This is a genomic window from Streptomyces sp. NPDC054794, assembly GCF_053611585.1.
Genome location: NZ_JBSHAQ010000001.1, coordinates 345,726 through 363,329, shown reverse-complemented (window position 1 = coordinate 363,329; position 17,604 = coordinate 345,726). Strand labels below are relative to the sequence as shown.

Sequence of the window (17,604 nt, the reverse complement as noted above, 5' to 3'; positions counted from 1 at the left end):
CGGATGGACGACCCGGAGCAGGTGCGCGCCCGCCTGGAGGCGACGGGCTATCTCGTCGACGAAGGGCTGGCCGTCACCTGCTTCCTGGCCCTGCGGCTGCACCGGCCGCTCTTCTGCGAGGGCGACGCGGGCGTGGGCAAGACCGCGCTCGCCTCCGCCCTCGCCGAGGCGCTCGACGCGCCGCTGATCCGGTTGCAGTGCCATGAGGGCATCGACGCCTCGCAGGCCCTGTACGACTGGGACTTCCCGCGTCAACTGCTGCATCTGAGGGCCGCCGAGGCGGCCGGGGTCAGGGACGCCGACCGGCTGGAGAGCGAGCTGTACGACCAACGCTTCCTCATCGCCCGGCCGCTGCTGCGGGCGCTGCAGACGCAGCCGTCGGTGCTGCTGGTCGACGAGATCGACCGTGCCGACGACGAGTTCGAGGCGTTCCTGCTGGAGCTGCTGTCCGAGTACTCCGTCACGATCCCGGAGCTCGGCACGCTGCGGGCCGAGCGGCCGCCGGTGGTCGTGCTCACCTCGAACCGGACCCGGGAGGTGCACGACGCGCTGAAGCGGCGCTGCCTGTACCACTGGTTCGACCATCCCGGGTTCGCCCGCGAACTGGCCATCGTGCGGCGCCGGCTGCCCGAGGTGTCGGCCCGGCTGGCCGAGCAGGTCACCGCGCTGGTGCAGACGCTGCGGAGCGCGGACCTGCTCAAGCCGCCCGGTGTGGCGGAGACGATCGACTGGGCCCAGGCTCTGGACGCGCTGGGGGCGAACGAGGTGGACGCCGAACTGGCCGTCGCGACGCTCGGCTCGGTCCTGAAGTACCGCGAGGACACCGAGCGCGCCCGGGGCCTCGACCTCGCCACGGTCCTGGCGTCCCGGGAGCGTGACGCGCCGTGACCGGAATGGACACGGCGGGACACGGGCCGGGCGGAACGCCGCGGGCGGGATCCGGGGTGGGCGGGCCGACGGGCGCGGTGCGCGAGGCGGGCGGCTCGGCGGCCGTCGTGCGCGAGGCGGGTGAGGGTTTGGGAGCGGACGCCGTGCTGCTCGGGTTCGTGCGTGCGGTGCGGGCCGCGGGGGTCGATGCGAGCGCCGAGCGGGTGTACGCGTTCCTGCGGGCCGTGGCGGTGCTGCGGCCGGGATTGCGGGCCGACGTGTACTGGGCCGGGCGGGCGACGCTGTGCGGTGGACACGACGATCTGGAGCGGTACGAGCGGGTGTTCGCCGCGTACTTCGGCGCCCACGACGAGCCCGCCCGGCCGGCGGTGCGCGCCACGCCCGCGCCCCGGCCCCGGCTCGTCCTGCGGGACGCGCCGCCAGGCCCCCGCGCTCCCGGCGGCGGCGAGCCCTCCGGCCCGCCCACCGCCACCCTCGCCAGCTCCGCCGAGGTGCTGCGCCACCGCGACGTGGCCGAGCTGAGCGCCGCCGAACGCGCCCAGCTCAACCGGCTGCTCGCCGCGTTCGCGCTGCACGGCCGGACCCGGCGCTCGGCCCGGCGGCGGCCCGCCCGGCGCGGGGACGTCGATCCGCGCCGCACGGTCCGCGCGCTGCTGCGACGCGGCGGGGAGCCGGCCCGGCCGCACCGGCACGCGCGCGTGGAGCGGCCCCGCCGGGTCGTCCTGCTCGTCGACGTGAGCGGCTCGATGGCGCCGTACGCCGACGCGCTGCTGCGGTTCGCGCACGCGGCGGTCCGCGGCGGCCGCACGGAGGTGTTCACCATCGGCACCCGGCTGACCCGGGTGACCCGCGAACTCTCGCACCGCGACCCCGACCTGGCGATGGCGGCCCTGGCGGCGGCCGTGCCCGACTGGCGCGGCGGCACCCGGCTGGGCGAACTGCTGCGCGAGTTCCTCAACCGCTGGGGACAGCGCGGCCTGGCCCGCGGCGCGGTCGTCGTCCTGCTGTCGGACGGCTGGGAGCGTGGCGATCCGGAGCTGCTCGCGGCGCAGATGCGACGCTTGCACGGGCTGGCGCACCGGGTGGTCTGGGCCAACCCGCGCAAGGCGCGCCCCGGCTACGCGCCCCTGGCCGCCGGGATGGCGGCGGCGCTGCCCAGCGTGGACGACTTCGTCGAGGGGCACAGCCTGCTGGCGCTGGAGCGGCTCGCCCAGGTGGTGCGCGGGACGGCGGAATCCGGCACGACGGTGCCCGGGGCCCGTCGGAGAGGAGTGGATCGTGCGTGACATTCTGCCGGCGCTGGAGCGCTGGTACGCGGCCCGGATCCCGTTCGGCCTCGCCACGGTCGTCGCGGTCAGCCGCAGCGCGCCACGCGGCCCCGGGGCCGCGATGGCGGTGGGCCCCGAGGACGAGGTCGTGGGGAGCGTATCCGGGGGCTGTGTGGAGGGGGCGGTGTTCGAGCTCGCGCAGGAGGTCGTGGCGAGCGGCGAGCCACGGCTGGAGACCTTCGGGTACAGCGACGAGGACGCGTTCGCGGTCGGGCTGACCTGCGGCGGCGAGATCACCCTGCTGGTACGGCCCGTGACGCCCGCGTCGGACCCGGCGTTCAGCGAGGTCGCGGCGTCGGTCGCCGCGGGTGAGCCGGTGACCGTGGCCACGGTGGTGGACGGGCCGGCGCCGCGCGGGGCCACGCTGGCCGTGTGGCCACGGACGGTCACCGGCACGCTGGGCGCGACCGGGCTCGACGCGGCGGTCACCGCCGACGCGCGCGGCGAACTCGCCCTCGGCGCCACGGGGCTGAGGCACTACGGGCCGCACGGGGAGCGGCGCGAGGACGCCGTCACCGTGTTCCTGCAGTCCTTCGCGCCCCCGCCGCGCATGCTGGTCTTCGGCGCGATCGACTACGCGGCAGCCGTGGCCCGCATCGGCGACTTCCTCGGCTACCGGGTCACCGTGTGCGACGCCCGCCCGGTCTTCGCCACGCCCAAGCGCTTCCCGGCGGCCGTGGAGGTCGTCGTCGACTGGCCGCACCGCTATCTGAGCGGCACGGACACCGACGAGCGCACGGTGATCTGCGTCCTGACCCACGACCCGAAGTTCGACGTGCCGCTGCTTCAGGAGGCGCTGCGCCGGCCGGCCGCCTACATCGGGGCGATGGGCAGCCGGCGCACCCACGACGAACGCCGCAAACGCCTGGCCGACGCCGGGCTCACGGAGGCCGAACTGTCCCGGCTGCGCTCCCCGCTGGGCCTGGACCTCGGGGCCCGTACGCCCGAGGAGGTCGCCGTGTCCGTCGCCGCCGAGATCGTCGCGCTGCGGTGGGGCGGCAGCGGCGTGCCCCTGACCGCGACCGCCGGGGCCATCCACCCGCCGGGTGCCGTCTGAGTACGAGGAGGAAGTCATGGAGCTGCACCACGAGTTCACCGTCCCCGTCCCGGTCGACGACGCCTGGCACGCGCTCCTCGACATCGAGCGCGTGGCGCCGTGTCTGCCGGGGGCGTCGGTGGAGGAGTACGACGGCAAGACCGTGACCGGTTCGGTGAAGGTCAAGGTCGGCCCGGTCACCGTGACCTACCGGGGTACCGCGGTCTTCGAGGAGCAGGACGGGACGGCGCACCGGATGGTGCTGGTGGCGAGCGGTCGCGAGACCCGGGGCCAGGGCACGGCCCGGGCCACGGTCACCGGCGAGCTGAGCGAGCGCGACGGCGGTACGGCGGTGTCCGTACGGACCGATCTGACCGTGACCGGGCGTCCCGCGCAGTTCGGGCGCGGTGTGCTGGCGGAGGTGGGCGACCGGCTGGTGGGCCAGTTCGCGGCGTGCCTGGCCGAGCGGCTGAGCGAGCGGGAGCAGGCCACGGAGGGGACGACGGAACCGTACGCCGTTGCCGGGCCGGAGACGGAACCCGAGCCGCTCGACCTCTTCCGGACCGCCGGGGTGCCGGTCGCCAAGCGGGCGGCGGGCGTACTGGCGGCGGTGGCCGTGGCGGCCGTGGTCGTCGAGGGCGTACGACGCCGGAGGCGCTCCCACCGCCCGGCGACGCGCCGCCGCTGACCGAGCCCTTGACGCCCCGGTCGTCGAAGGCCCGTCAGGACGGCCGGTGGCGATCAGACGTCGCCCCGGACGAGGGCGTGCAGGTGCTGGTCGTGCCGGCCGTCGGCGTGCTGGAGGGCCGCGCGCATGGTGCCCTCGAAGGAGTAACCGGCCTTCTCGGCCACCCGGCAGGACGCGGGGTTGGCCACCGAGTGGCACAGCCGCAGCCGGTGCAGGCCGAGGTCGTCCAGGGCCCAGCGGCTCAGGCGCCGTGTCGCCTCGACGACGATGCCGCCGCCCCGGGCGGCCGGCAGCACCCAGTAGACGATCTCGGCGCTGCCGTCGGCGAGGTCGACGTCGTTCCACCCGATGAGGCCCAGCGCCCGCGCGCCGGGCGGGGCGATGGCCCAGACCGCGCCCGTCTCGGCCCGCCAGCGTCCGTGCATGCGCGCGATCCTGCGGTGCGCGTCGGCACGGTCCTCGACGGTGAAGAGGTTCCACCGGCGGATGTCGGGATCCTGTCCGGCGGCCATGAGGGCGTCCGCGTCGTCGGCGTGCCAGGGTCTCAGTTCCAGGCCGTCCGACAGCGGGAGTACGGGCTGGTCGGCGCCTGCCATGCGACCCGCGGGGACGGCGGGCGGTATGCCTGAGCTGGAGATCATCTCGGCATGCTGCCACAGCCTTCGCTACGGCCGCGGCAGCCGGTGCGTCGTCACGTCCGTGAGCGCGCCGTCGGCGACGGTCGCGGTCATGAAGGTGCAGTGGGGCTGGCGCCTGCGGTCGGTCGGCGAGCCGGGGTTGAGCAGGCGCAGGCCGGTGGGGGCGGTGGTGTCCCAGGGGATGTGGCTGTGCCCGAAGACCAGGACGTCCAGGTCGGGGAAGCGGGCGGCGCAGCGGGCCTCGCGGCCCTGGGCGGTGCCGGTCTCGTGGACGACGCCGAAGCGCAGGCCGCCGAGTTCGGCGTACGCCACCTCGGGGAGCCGGGCGCGCAGCTCCGGTCCGTCGTTGTTGCCGTACACCCCGATCAGCCGTCGGCTGCGGCTCTCCAGCAGGTCGAGGGTGGCGGTGTCGACCCAGTCGCCGGCGTGGAACACCACGTCGGCGTGCGGGAGTTCGGCGAGCAGCGGGTCGGGGAGCCGCTTGGCCCGCAGGGGCACATGGGTGTCCGACATGAGGAGCAGACGCACGCGGCCAGCCTACGGCGGGGCGACGCCGGCCGCGGGGCGGCGACGCGGCGCCGGACACCGCGACGGCCCACCGGAACATCCGGCGGGCCGTGACGGGGCGCGGTGGGTCAGTCCCGCAGGGCGGTGCGGACCTCGTGCGCCAGCAGTTCGACGTACCGCTCGGCCCAGCGCTCGATCGTCTCGCGGTCCCACAGGTCGGTCGAGTACTCGATGTACCCGGCGAAGACGTCACCCGTGGGCACCAGGCCGAGGCCGAACTCCCCGCGCGCGGCGGGAATGGCGAGGTCCTCGATGCCGACATCCAGACCCGGCAGTTCGATGTCGGCCTGCACCGAGCTCTGGAAGTGGTAGCCGACGGGGATGCGGTCGGGCATGTCGCCGCCCTCCTCCCGCAGCATCGCGGCGAGTTCCCACATCGGCATGATGTGGTCGATGCCCCCGACCGCCGAGCGGCTGACCCGGTCGACCAGGGCGCCGAAGTCCGCGGCCCCACCGACCCGGACCCGCAGCGGGTACGAGGACGCCGTGCAGGCCACCAGCGACTCGAACTCACGCCGCTGCCGGTTCGCGTAGGGCACGTTGAGCAGGACGTCCGGCCGCCCGGACAGCCCGCACAGCAGCTTCCCCACGGCCGCCGCGGTCACGGCGTAGGCCGTCGTGCCGCGCCGCTTGGCGAACCGCTCGACCTCCCCTCGCACATCCGCGGGGACGGTGAACAGCACCACGTCCCCCTGGCCGCTCAGCTCCTCGGGACGGGGTCGGTCGAGCGGTGTCTCCAGGCGGAACGGCGCCCCGGCCAGCTCACGGCCCCAGTACGCCGCCTTCTTCCGCCGCTCCGCCTGCGACGGGGCGTTCTCCCGCTGCCAGTGGACGTACTCGGTGGGCTGCGGTGCCGGCTCCCGCAGCGCGTGGGGCGTGCCGGTCACGGCCGCCGCGTAGAGCGCCGCGAAGTCGTGCAGCAGGACGCTGACCGCCCAGCCGTCGCAGGTGGAGTGGTGCAGGACGAACAGCAGCACCCACTCCGACGCGCCGGTGCGCAGCAGCCGGAAGACCGGTTCCACCGTCTCGGCGAGGTCGTACGGGGTCTGCGCCACCTCGGTGACGACGCGCTCCGCCTCCTGCGGGCGGCCGGTGAAGTCCTCGACGGGCAGGTCGACCGGCCGGGCCGGCAGCACCTCCTGCCACCACTCGTCGTCCGCTCCGGCGAACCGGGTGCGCAGCGCCTCGTGGCGTGCCACGAGCCCGGAGAGCGCGGTGCGCAGGGCGGTGACGTCCAGGTCGCCGGTGAGGGCGATCCGCATGGCCACGTTGAACACCTGCGGGACCCGGTGGTGGCTGTGACCGGTGATGAACCCCTTCTGCTGGAGCGTGACCGGCGCCCGGCGGACCTCCTCGCCGTGCGGCCCGTCCTCCGGGCCGGCGAGGTGGTCGGCCATGGCCCGCAGGGTGGACTCCTCGTAGAAGAGGGTCATCGGGTAGTCGGCGCCGAAGGCCTCGCGGACCCGGTTGATCAGCCGGATCGCGGTGATCGAGTGTCCGCCCAGTGCGAAGAAGTCGGCGTCGGCGCCGATGGTGTCCGCCGGTACGCCGAACTCGTCCGCCCACAGCTCCCGCAGCCGGGACTCGGTGGCGGCCCTCCCCGCACCACGCGGAGCGTCACCGCGAGGAACGTCGCCGCGTGGCGCGCCGTCGTGCGGCGCGCCGGCCTCCGTGCGGGCGGCCCGGGCGAGGGGTGGCGCGGTGACGTGCTCCGGGTCCGGCAGCGCGGTGCGGTCCACCTTGCCCGTTCCGGACAGGGGCAGCGCGTGCAGCACCGCCCAGGCCCGCGGGACGAGGTACTCCGGCAGCCGCGCGATGAGTTCGCGGGCCAGCCGGTCCACGAAGGTCTGTCTGTCAGCCGCGCCGTCCCCGAGGGGTTCGGCCGGCACGACATGGGCGACGAGACGTGCCTCGCCCCGGGCGTCGCGACGCCCCAGCACGATCGCCTCGCGCACCCCGGGCAGGGCCGACAGCGCCCGGGTCACCTCCTCCGGTTCGACCCTGAAGCCCCGGATCTTGACCTGGTCGTCGGTGCGGCCGACGAACTCCAGGCTGCCCGTGCCGGTCCAGCGCACCAGGTCGCCGGTGCGGTACAGCCGTTCGGCCGCGCCGCCCGCGAGCGGCATGCGCTGGAACCGCTCCCCGGTCGAACCGGGCCGGCGCAGATAGCCGTCGGACAGGCCCGGACCGCCGACGTACAACTCGCCCGTGGCGCCGACGGGCACCGGCGCGCCGTCCTCGTCGAGGACGTGGAGCCGGACGTTGTCGACGGGGCGGCCGATCGGGATCGGCGCCGCGCCGGTGCCCGGTTCGGCGGCCGGCACCGTGTGCGCGGTGCACAGCACGGTCACCTCCGTGGGCCCGTACACATTGACCAGCTCGTACGGCGTGCCGGGCCGCGGGTGCGTGCGCAGCACGTCGCCGCCCACGACCAGGTGGCGCAGCGACGGCTGGTCGGCCACCGGCAGGTCCACGACGGCCTCGCCGAGGGCCGTGGGCAGGATCGAGAAGGCGACGCGCTTGTTCGTGTACCAGCGGGCGAGCGTCAGGGCGTCACGTCGTACCGCGTCGTCCGGTACGACCACGCAGGCGCCGGCGGTGAGCGCGGGCCACAGCTCCAGCACGGAGGCGTCGAAGCCCGGGCTGCACACGAGGGCGCTGCGGTCGTCGGCGGTGAACGAGAACCGCCGGTGGTGCCATTGGCACACGTCGACGACGGCCCGGTGCGGCACGACGACGCCCTTCGGGGTGCCGGTGCTGCCGGAGGTGTAGATGACGTAGCAGGGCGACTCGGGGTCCGCCGCGTCGCCCGGCGCGGGCGCGGCGTCGGGCAGGGCGGCGAGGTCCAGCACGGTCGTGCCGTCGGGCAGGGCGGGCAGGTCCGCCGGCGCACCGACGGTGACCAGGGCCCGGGCGCCGCTCTCCACGATCACGGCCTCCGCGCGCGGCCGGCCCAGGAAGGGGTCGAGCGGCACGTACGGGTGCCCCGCCTTGAGGACCCCGTACAGGGCGACGACGAGGTCCGGGGAGCGGGGCAGCCAGACCGCGACCGGGCTGCCGGGGGTGGTGCCGCGGGCGCGCAGGGCTCGCGCCAGGCGTTCGGCGCGCTCCTCCAGTTCGCGGTACGTCAGTGAGGTACCGGCACCTTCCACGGCGGGGCGGTCCGGGTCGGCCGCCGCGCGCCGGGCCACCAGCTCGGCGACGGTGACCGGCTCGACGGGACGGCTCGGGCCCTGCCGCCAGTCGGCCGGCACGGCGGTGCCGGCCGCCACCGGCGCGGCGGGCTCGGACAGCTCGACGGGCTCGACCGGCTCGGCCGAGGCGGCCAGTTCGGACAGCGGCGTCTTCGGGTCGCGCACGGCCGCCCGCAGCAGGTCCCGGAAGGTCGCGAAGAACCGGTCGATCGTGTCGGCGTCGAACAGGTCGGTGCTGTACTCCAGTTGGCAGCGGATGCCGGCGGGCAGGTCCGTGAAGTAGACGCTCAGGTCGGTGAGGGACTTCTCGGGCCCGAAGTCGAGCGGGGTGGCCCGGACCCCTGGCAGGTCGAAGCGGAACGCCTCGCCCTTCTCGTACTCGGCGATCACCTGGAACACCGGCGTGTGCGCGGTCGTCCGGCGCGGGGCGAGGTCGTGGACCACCGTCTCGAACGGGACGTCGGCGTGGTCGTAGGCGTCGAGGGCGACGGAGCGGACGCGGGCCAGCAGCGCGCCGAAGTCCGGGTCGCCGGACAGGTCGAGGCGCAGCGCGAGCGTGTTGAGGTAGAAGCCGATCACGTCGGCGGCGTCCGACGGCCGGTGCGAGGCGGGCGTGCCGATGACGAGGTCGTCCTGGCCGGTGGTGCGGTGCAGCGCGGCCGCGTACCCGGCGAGGAGCGTCATGAACAGGGTGCTGCGCTGTCGGCGGCTCAACTCCCTGAGCCGGTCGGAGAGTTCTCCGTCGAGGGTGTGGAAAACGGCCCGGCCGCGGGAGGTCATCGTCGCGGGCCGGGGGCGGTCGTGCGGCAGGGCCGGCACGGGCAGGTCGCCCTTGAGGGCCTCGCGCCAGTACGCCAGGTCGGCGGCGACCTTCGGGCTGTCCTGGGCGGCGAGTTGGTCGCGGACGTGGTCGACGTAGGTGCGGGTGAGGGCGGGGAGGTCCGGGGTGGTGCCCTCGCGTTCGGCCCGGTAGAGCGCGGACAGGTCGCGGGAGAGGATCGTGGCGGACTCCGCGTCCGAGACGATGTGGTGCATCGACAGGACGAGTACGTGCCGTTCGTCGCCCTGCCGGACCAGCCGGGCGACCAGCAGCGGGCCGTCCGCCAGGTCGAAGCGACGCTCGCTCTCGCCCGTGAGGACCTCGCGCAGCGCGGCCTCCCCGTCCGCGCGGTCGATCACCGCGAAGTCGGGCTCGGCCGGGGGCAGCAGGAACTGCCGTGGTTCGCCCGCGACTTCACGGAACACCGTGCGCAGCCCGGCGTGCCGGGCGACCAGGGCGCGCAGCGCGGCGCGCAGGGCTTCCGGGTCCAGCGGGCCGTCGAGGCGGATCGCCTTGACCTCGTTGTAGCCGGTGTGGTCCGGGAACATGCGCCGCAGGAACCACAGCCGCTGCTGCCCCGGCGAGAGCGGGGCGCCGGGGTCGTCCGCCGGCCGCTCGGGCCGGGCCGTGCGCGTCGGCCGCCGCTCCTGATGATGGCGGCGCAGCCCGTCGACGTGGACCAGGCTCGCGCGCAGGGCGTCGGGCGCCACGCCGAAGTCGACCAGCGAGACGATCTCGTCCGCGCCCGCCGCCGTGACCGCCTCCACCACCGGGGAGACGGTGTCGACCGTGCCGATGAGAGCGCGCTGGTCGCAGTAGCGGTCGTAGGCGCGGCGGAACAGCGTGTCGAGGTCGTCCTCGCTGAGCCTCGACAGGTCGACGTTGTAGCCCAGGCTGTTGGTGACGCTGCCGAAGAGCGACAGGGACGCGCGCATGTAGCGGGCCAGCGGCTCGTACGCCTCGGCGCGTGCCGTCCGGTGGTCCGGTCCGAGATAGGTGTGCAGCAGTACGGCGACCCGGCCGGCGTCGGGGTCGAGACCGTGCTCGGCGCGGGTGCGGCGGTAGCGGGCGACGTTCTCCGCGAGCTGCTCCACGCTCTGCGCCATCAGGTTGGTGACCACGCCCAGGTCGTGGCGGGCGGCCAGTTCGTAGGAGGCGGGGTTGCCGACCACGGCCGTGTACATCGGCGGGGTGTCCTGCACGGGCCGGGGGAACAGCCGTACGTCGGCCTCGCCGTCGCCGCTCGCGCGGCGCAGCGTGTCCCCGTGCCACAGCCGCCGCACGTCCTCCAGCTGCTCGTACATCAGCTCCTTGTGCCGGCCGAAGCGGTCCGGGAAGAACACGAAGTCGTTGGCGTGCCAGCCGCTCGCGCAGCCGATGCCGATGCGGCCGCCGGAGAGGTTGTCGACCATCGACCACTCCTCCGCGACCCGGATCGGGTCGTGGAGCGGCAGCACGACCGACCCCGCGTTCAGCCGGATCCGCCGTGTCTCACGGGCGAGGGCGGAGGCGAGCACGGCCGGGTTCGGGAACAGCCCGCCGAAGGAGTGGAAGTGCCGCTCGGGCATCCACAGCGCGTGGAACCCGTGCGCGTCGGCGAACCGGGCGGTCTCCATGAGCAGTTCGTATCCCCCGGCGTGCCCGGGTTCGGTGTCCGGATAGTCACCGAAGAAGTAGACGCTGAAGTCGGGCGCCTTGCGGGGGGTTCGGGGCCGGACCGGGGCGGGGGCGGGCGATACCGATGCGAGGCCGGCCTCGGCCGGGGCCCGGGACGGCGCCTGGGCCGGGATCGGGGCGTCGGCGGAACGGGCCGGTGCATGTGCGCGGCTGGCCACCGTGTTCCAGGCCATCCGGGGTATGGGCGCGGGGGCGTCGACGGCGGGCACCGCCGACGGGGCGGACTCCGGCGCGGGGGGTCTCCCGGCCGGAGCGGGCGCGGGATCCGAAGCCTGTGCCGGCGCGTGAACCCCACTGGCCCCGGCGGAGGCGGGAACGGCAGCCCGCGCCGACGTGTCAGCCCCGTTGGCCTGGGCGGGCCCGGGAGTCGCGGCCTGGACCGGCGCGTGAACCCCATTCGTCCGCCCGGGCACGGGAGTCGCGCCCTGGACCGGCGTGTGAACCCCACTGGCCCCGGCGGAGGCGGGAACGGCAGCCCGCGCCGACGTGTCAGCCCCGTTGGCCTGGGCGGGCCCGGGAGTCGCGGCCTGGACCGGCGCGTGAACCCCGTTGGCCTGGGCGGGCCCGGGAGTCGCGGCCTGGGCCGGTGCGTGAGCCCCATTCGTGCGGGCGGGCCCGGGCGTCGCGGTGGGTCCGGTCGTCGGGAAGAAGCCGGAGCGGCGGAGTTCGCGGAGGCTGTCCTGGACGGCGTGCACGATGACCTCGATGTCCGCGTCCGTATGGGCGCTGGACAGGAAGAAGTTGCGCCACTCCCAGACGTGCACCCCGCGCAGGATCAGGTGGTGGTAGAGCAGCTCCATGTCGGCGCGGTGCTCGAAGCGGAACTGGGAGCCGAAGTGGCTGACCCGCAGCGGGAATTCCTCGTCCTCGAAGAACCGGTTGAGGGTGTCCGCCATGGCGTCGGTGCGGGCGTTGAGCCGCTGCTGCAGCCCGGGGCTGTTCTCCTTGAGGTGGGTCAGGACCGCCTTGGCCGCGACCATCGACACCGGATGCTGCAGGTACGTTCCGCCGAAGAACGTCGTGTCGGCGGGCGGATAGCTGTCGTCCCCGTACCGCCACAGCCCACCGTCGACCCCGTCCATGATGTCCGCGCGCCCGGCGATGGCGCCGACGGGGAAGCCACCGCCGAGCACCTTGCCGTACGTGGCGAGGTCGGGGGTGACGCCGTACAGCTCCTGCGCGCCGCGCGGCGCGGGACGGAACCCGGTGAGCATCTCGTCGAACATCAACACGATGCCGTGCCGACGGGTCACCTCGCGCAGTCCGCGCACGAACTCCGCGGGCCGCAGGGCGGGGTGGCGGCTCTGCACCGGCTCCACCACGACCGCGGCGACACGGTCGGCGAACAGCTCGATCGTCTCCAGGGCGCCCGGGTCGCCGTAGTCGAGCACCAGGAGGTCCCGGACGGCGCCGCGCGGGATCCCGCTGGAGACGGGCACCGTCACCCGGTCCTCGCCGGAGCCGGAGGAGCGGCCGAGGACGTTGTCGGCGTGGCCGTGATAGGCGCCGTGGAAGGTGACGATCAGGTCGCGGCCGGTGGCGGCGCGGGCGAGCCGGATCGCGCCGGAGTTCGCCTCGGTGCCCGAGCAGGCGAAGGCGACGCGCTCCAGGCCGGTGAGCTCGGCCAGCAGTTCGGCGGTCTCGCCGGTCTCGACGGCGCGCGGGCCGAGCTGGATGCCCCGGGACAGGTGCTCGCGGACCGCCTCGGTGACGAACGCGGGCTCGTGGCCGAACAGGAGGACGCCGAACCCCATGGTGATGTCGACGTACTGATTGCCGTCCACGTCCTCCAGCCGGGCACCGAAGGCCCGGCGGCCGGCGAGCGGGTAGAGCATCTCCTTGGTGCTGCTGCGGAATCCGACCACCGCGCGGCTGTCGGCCAGCACCGAACGGTGGCGGGCCGCGATCTCCTTCGAGCGGCGGGTCCGGGCGGTGTACCGGCGTACGAGGTCCTTCAGATGCGCTTCCTGCGCGGACCGGCCGGACGCGTCGCGAACCATGCCCGAACCGCGGGACACGGTGACGCGGGGGCCGTGCGTGCGCGGGGGCTCCTCCGGGACCGGGGCGGGGGCCTGCTGCCCCATCTGCCGGGCGATCCGCGAGGAGAGGTCGGCCATCGCGGCCAGATCCTGGTCGATCGAGGCGGAGACGCCGGTCACTTGGCGGCCTTCCCATTGAGGGCGGGAGCCGCGTCCCGCGGGGTGAGCAGCTGGGTGAGCTCGAAGAGCTGGGACATCATCTGCAGCTGTATCTGCGAGAGCTGCTTGATCTGACGGGATATGTCGTCCAGTTCGGCGCGGGTGACGAACTCCGAGGGCACGGCGGGCTCTTGCGGCGGCACGGCGGCGGAAGCGGGAGCAGGAGCGGGAGGGAGATCGGAAGCGGGAGTGGGAGCCGCAGCCGGGGCCGGGGTTTCCACCACCGCGGCAGCCGCGGGCGTCTCTGGCTCGGCCGACGTCCCACCGCCCCTGCGCTCCACGATCAGCTCCGACAGCAGCCGCGGTGTCGCCGCCTCCTCGAAGAGCTCGCGCATCGTCACCTTGACCTGGTACGTCTCCTCCAGTTCCCGCAGCACGCTGATCATCAGCAGCGAGTCCGCTCCGAGGTCGAAGAAGAGGCTGTCCGCGGCGACCGCGCCGGGCTCGTGGCCCAGTGTGCGGGCGATCACCTCGGTGACGTGGCGCAGTACCTGTTCGGCGGCAGCCGCTTCCGATGTCATGTCCAGTCCTTCCTCAGGGGTGTGCGCCGGTCTGAGCACGGTGGGTGCCGGGCCGGTCCAGTAGGTCTTGTGCTGAAAGCGGTAGCCGGGCAGCGGGATCCGCCTGCCGCCGGTGCCCTCGGCGAGCGCGTGCCAGTCGACGCCCGCTCCCACGCGGTAGAGCTCCGCGGCCGCGTCCCACAGGGGTTCGAGCCCGGCGCCGGCCCGCAGGCTGGGCATCGCCGGAACATGGGGCAGGGTCTGCCGGGCCAGGCCGCTCAGCGCGGCGCCGGGGCCGATCTCGACCAGGGCCGAGGCGCCCGCGGCCGCGACCGCGCCCAACGCCCGGTCGAACAGCACCGGTTCACGCGTCTGTCGGACGAGATAGTCGGCGTCCGGGGTCCAGCCGGGGGCCCGGGTCCGGCCGTCCAGGCCGGCGACGAAGGGCAGGGTGACGGGACGCAGGGTCACCTCGGCGGCGAGGGCGCGCAGTTCGCTAAGGACGGGGTCCATCAGCGCGGTGTGGAAGGCATGTGCGACGGGTAACCGCCGTGCCTTGACGCCCCGTTCGTCCAGCAGGGTCTCCAGCCGGTCCACCACGCCGCTCGGCCCGGCGAGCACATGGCTCCGCGGGCCGTTGATCACGGCCAGTTCCAGCCCCGGGACCTCGGCCGCCAGGGACAGCGTGGTGGGGTGGTCGGCCAGGACCGCGAGCATGCCTCCGGGGTCGCAGTGCCGTTCCATGAGGCGGCCGCGCTCGGCTGTGAGGCGCAGACCGTCCTCCGGTGCCAGGGCCCCGGCGGCGACCAGCGCCGCGTACTCCCCCACGCTGTGTCCGGCGACGGCGGCCGGTTCGACTCCGGCCTGCCGCCACAGCCGTAAGAGCGCGATCTGCAGGGCGTAGAGCGCGGGCTGGGCGGTGTCCGTGGGCCACACGGGCGCGAGTTCGCCGCCGGGTTCGGTGAGCAGCGGGGCGAGCAGCGAGCCGCCGTACAGGTCGGCGTACCGGCGTTCGCAGTCGTCCAGGACCTCGCGGACGGCGAGGAAGCGTTCGTAGAGCGGTTTCGCCATGCCCGGGTAGGCGCTGCCCTGGCCGGTGAACAGGAATCCGACGCGCGGGCCGCCGTCGCCGGGGACCGACCCGGACCGTACGGCGGCGGGGCCCGGAGTGGCGTCGAGCCAGCGGTCCAGGCCGTCGGCGAGCGCGGACGGCGTGTCGCCCCGGGCCGCCAGCCGGTGCCGCCCGTGCAGCCGTCCGGCGGTGGAGGCCACCAGGTCCGCCATGTCGGTGTCGGGCTGTCGGCGCAGATGGTCGCGGAAGGCTCGGGCGTTGGCGGCGAGCGCCGCCTCGGTGCGGCCGGACAGGACCAGCACGCCGGGCGGGCGGCGGCGCGGTCCGCGCGGCGCGGGGGCGGGCGGCTCCTCCACGATGACGTGGACGTTCGTGCCGCCGACGCCCAGCGAGGTCACGCCCGCCCGGCGCGGGGTGTCACCGGCCGGCCAGGGACGGGCGGTCCTGGGGATGTAGAAGGGGCTGCCGGCCAGGTCCAGGGCGGGGTTGGGGCGGGAGAAGTTCGCCAGCGGCGGGATGGTCCCGTGCTTGACCACGAGCAGCGCCTTGATGAGGCTCGCCAGCCCCGAACAGACGTCCAGATGGCCGATGTTGGCCTTGGTCGAGCCGAGCGCGCAGTACTCGGTGCGCTCGGTGTCCCGGCGGAAGGCGGCCGTGGCGCCCGCGAACTCGATCGGGTCGCCCTTCAGCGTGCCGGTCCCGTGCGTCTCCAGGTAGCCGATGCTGTCGGCGCGCACGCCCGCGCGGTCCAGGGCCCGTTCCACGGCCCGCCGCTGCCCGGCGGCGCTGGGGGCGGTGTACGTCGTCTTGTCGGCGCCGTCGTTGGTGACGCCCCAGCCCCTGATGACGCCGTGGATGGTGTCGCCGTCGGCCATCGCCCGGGCGAGGGGCTTGAGGACGACGGCGGCGACGCCGGTGCCGCCGACCGTGCCGTCCGCCTCCGCGTCGAACGCCCTGAGGTGTCCGCTCTTGGAGAGGATGGACCCCTTCACGTAGCGGTAGCCGAGCACCTGGGGCACGTGCACCGCGGTGGCCCCGGCGAGCGCGATGTCGCAGTCGTCCACGAGGACCGACTGCGCGGCCAGTTGGACGGCGGCCAGGGAACTGGAGCAGGCGGTCTGGACGCCCACGGCCGGGCCGGTCAGTCCGAGCCGGAACGCGGCCCGGGTGGCGGTGAAGTCGGTGTAGTTGCCGACCATGACCTGCATCCGGGAGACCCAGTCGTCCTCGACGGTGCCCTGGAGGGCGTTGTTGAGGAGGTAGTTCTCCATCGAGTAGAGGTGGTAGCCGGTGCTGGCGAAGACGCCGACGCGCAGGCCGCCGTGCTCGCGGCCGTAGCCGGAGTTCTCCAGCGCGTGGTGGGCGCATTCCAGGAACATCCGGTGCTGCGGGTCGGTGTACTCGGCCTCCCGCCCGCTGATGCCGAAGAACTCGGCGTCGAATCCGGCGATGTCCTCCAGCACCCCGCTGGCGCCGACGAAGTCGGGTGCCCGGTACTTGGCCTCCGGTACGCCGGCGGCGGCGAGTTCCTCCTCGGTGAACCGGGTCACGTGGTCCGTGCCGTCGCGGATGATCCGCCAGAACGCGTCCGGCCCGTCCGCCCCCGGGAAGCGGAACGCCCAGCCGATGACGGCGACCTGCGACTCCCGCGGCCGCGTCACGCGCCACCGCCTTCGGCCGCGCGGACATCGGCGCCCGTCACCGGCCGGTCCTCGGGGCCCGCCGGTACGGGAGTGGGCCGGGCCCGTCTCACCAGGACGGCGAGGAATCCGGCGCACAGCACGACGGCGATGCCGTGGAAGGCCGTCACCACGGTCAGCGGCGAGCTGAACTCCAGCACGGCCGAACTGACCACCATGCCGAGGCCGAAGCCGCCGTTCTCGAAGGAGGCCGACAACCCGAAGAGACGGCCCCGCTGTTCGTCGGGGGCCGCCTGCAGGCGGGTGACGTAGGCGACCTCCGTGAAGCCGTCCGCCATGCCCGCGACCAGCGCGGCGACGACGGCGAGCACGGTGGGCAGCTCGCAGAAGACGAGGATGAAGGCCACCGACATCACGATGGAGCCGACCGCGAAGGCCCGTTCGCCGAAACTGCGCCCCGCCTTGCCGGTGTACCGCCCGATGAGCTGCTGGGCGACGATGTTGCCGATGGCCCAGGTCGCCCAGAACTGACTGATGAACGTGGCCGGATGATGGGGATTCAGCTCACTCGAGTACACGGGCAGGGCCACGTTGTGCGACGAGGAGCCCAGGCCGTCGGCCGCCCGGATCGCGATCATCACGGCGAGCAGCGGTGCCGCCCGCAGCAGGGCCAGGGACGCCCAGCGCTCCTTGCCCGGCTCCTCGGCCCCGGCCTCGGCGCCGCTCTCGGCCTCCTTGGTCTCGGCGGCGGCCGCCCGGGTCCGGATCGGCAGCAGGAAGAGGACGGTCGCGGAGATCACGAAGGTGATCGCGTCGAGCGCGAACGCGGTCGAGTAGCCGAGTTGGGCGATCACCAGGCCGGAGGAGGCGAAACCGGCGATCATGGCCAGCGACCGTCCGGTCACCAGCAGTCCGTTCGCCTTGACCCGCAGGTCGGCGCCGACGATCTCCGGCACGCTGCTGCGCAGCGCGACCTGGGACAGGGTCGAGCACGCCCCGGTGGCGACCGCGAGCACATAGAGAAGCGGGATGCGCGCATGGTCGGGCAGCGGCAGCAGAATCAACAGGACGACCGCCTGGGTCAGGTCGGCACCCGCCATCAGACGTTTGCGATCGAATCGTGTGACGAGCCGGCCGCTGACGACTCCACCGGCGACACTGGTCAACAGACGCACGGCCATGAAAAGGCCCGCGGCCAGCGCACTGTCCGTCACCTGATAGACGAAGACATTCAGCGCCACCATGTTGAGGTAGCTGCCATATGCCGAGATCCCGTTGCCTATGACGAGCAAACGGAAAGGTCTCACCGTTCGAGGCCTCCTGACGTGCGGAAAAACACCGTGGTATTTGGCGTGAAA

At 74.2% G+C, this 17,604-nt stretch carries 9 protein-coding genes; 4 read left to right on the top strand and 5 right to left on the bottom strand.

Annotated elements, in window-relative coordinates:
• The first annotated feature begins 3 nt into the window (after window positions 1–3).
• From ACWGKT_RS01585 to ACWGKT_RS01570, 4 genes are read left to right on the top strand one after another with little or no spacing between them, the layout of a single operon-like run.
• Window positions 4–888 (top strand): AAA family ATPase, encoded by an 885-nt coding sequence (locus ACWGKT_RS01585; RefSeq protein WP_453272001.1) that lies wholly within the window; start codon window positions 4–6, stop codon window positions 886–888.
• A 5-nt stretch (window positions 889–893) separates the two neighbouring features.
• Window positions 894–2,174: a vWA domain-containing protein gene (locus tag ACWGKT_RS01580; protein WP_453272093.1), complete on the top strand. Its 1,281-nt coding sequence runs from the start codon at window positions 894–896 to the stop codon at window positions 2,172–2,174.
• Window positions 2,167–3,273, top strand: a complete 1,107-nt coding sequence (locus tag ACWGKT_RS01575) for an XdhC family protein (protein WP_235453067.1) — start codon at window positions 2,167–2,169, stop codon at window positions 3,271–3,273. The genes ACWGKT_RS01580 and ACWGKT_RS01575 overlap by 8 nt, the downstream gene beginning before the upstream one ends.
• A 16-nt stretch (window positions 3,274–3,289) precedes the next feature.
• On the top strand, window positions 3,290–3,940 hold the full coding sequence (locus ACWGKT_RS01570; protein ID WP_356147862.1) for an SRPBCC family protein: 651 nt from the start codon (window positions 3,290–3,292) through the stop codon (window positions 3,938–3,940).
• 53 nt (window positions 3,941–3,993) lie between these two features.
• Here the strand turns inward: ACWGKT_RS01570 and ACWGKT_RS01565 are convergent, their stop codons facing one another.
• From ACWGKT_RS01565 to ACWGKT_RS01545, 5 genes are all read right to left on the bottom strand, one after another.
• Window positions 3,994–4,581, bottom strand: coding sequence for a GNAT family N-acetyltransferase (locus ACWGKT_RS01565; RefSeq protein WP_453272000.1), 588 nt, complete (start codon window positions 4,579–4,581; stop codon window positions 3,994–3,996).
• 24 nt (window positions 4,582–4,605) lie between these two features.
• Window positions 4,606–5,106: a metallophosphoesterase family protein gene (locus ACWGKT_RS01560; protein WP_453271999.1), complete on the bottom strand. Its 501-nt coding sequence runs from the start codon at window positions 5,104–5,106 to the stop codon at window positions 4,606–4,608.
• Between the two features lie 107 nt (window positions 5,107–5,213).
• Complete coding sequence (locus ACWGKT_RS01555) at window positions 5,214–12,995, bottom strand: MupA/Atu3671 family FMN-dependent luciferase-like monooxygenase (RefSeq protein WP_453271998.1); 7,782 nt, start codon at window positions 12,993–12,995, stop codon at window positions 5,214–5,216.
• Window positions 12,992–16,267 carry a type I polyketide synthase gene (locus ACWGKT_RS01550; protein WP_453271997.1) on the bottom strand — a complete coding sequence of 1,092 codons (3,276 nt, stop codon included), beginning with the start codon at window positions 16,265–16,267 and terminating at the stop codon, window positions 12,992–12,994. The genes ACWGKT_RS01555 and ACWGKT_RS01550 overlap by 4 nt, the downstream gene beginning before the upstream one ends.
• Entirely contained in the window at window positions 16,264–17,553 is a 1,290-nt protein-coding gene (locus ACWGKT_RS01545) for an MFS transporter (protein WP_453271996.1), read from the bottom strand. Before ACWGKT_RS01545 ends, ACWGKT_RS01550 begins: the two co-directional genes overlap by 4 nt.
• Window positions 17,554–17,604 lie beyond the last annotated feature (51 nt).

Coding starts and splice junctions, on each gene's coding strand:
- ACWGKT_RS01570 (WP_356147862.1), top strand. CDS start 3,290: ATGGAGCTGCACCACGAGTTCACCGTCCCCGTCCCGGTCGACGACGCC.
- ACWGKT_RS01585 (WP_453272001.1), top strand. CDS start 4: ATGGACGACCCGGAGCAGGTGCGCGCCCGCCTGGAGGCGACGGGCTAT.
- ACWGKT_RS01565 (WP_453272000.1), bottom strand. CDS start 4,581: ATGATCTCCAGCTCAGGCATACCGCCCGCCGTCCCCGCGGGTCGCATG.
- ACWGKT_RS01580 (WP_453272093.1), top strand. CDS start 894: ATGGACACGGCGGGACACGGGCCGGGCGGAACGCCGCGGGCGGGATCC.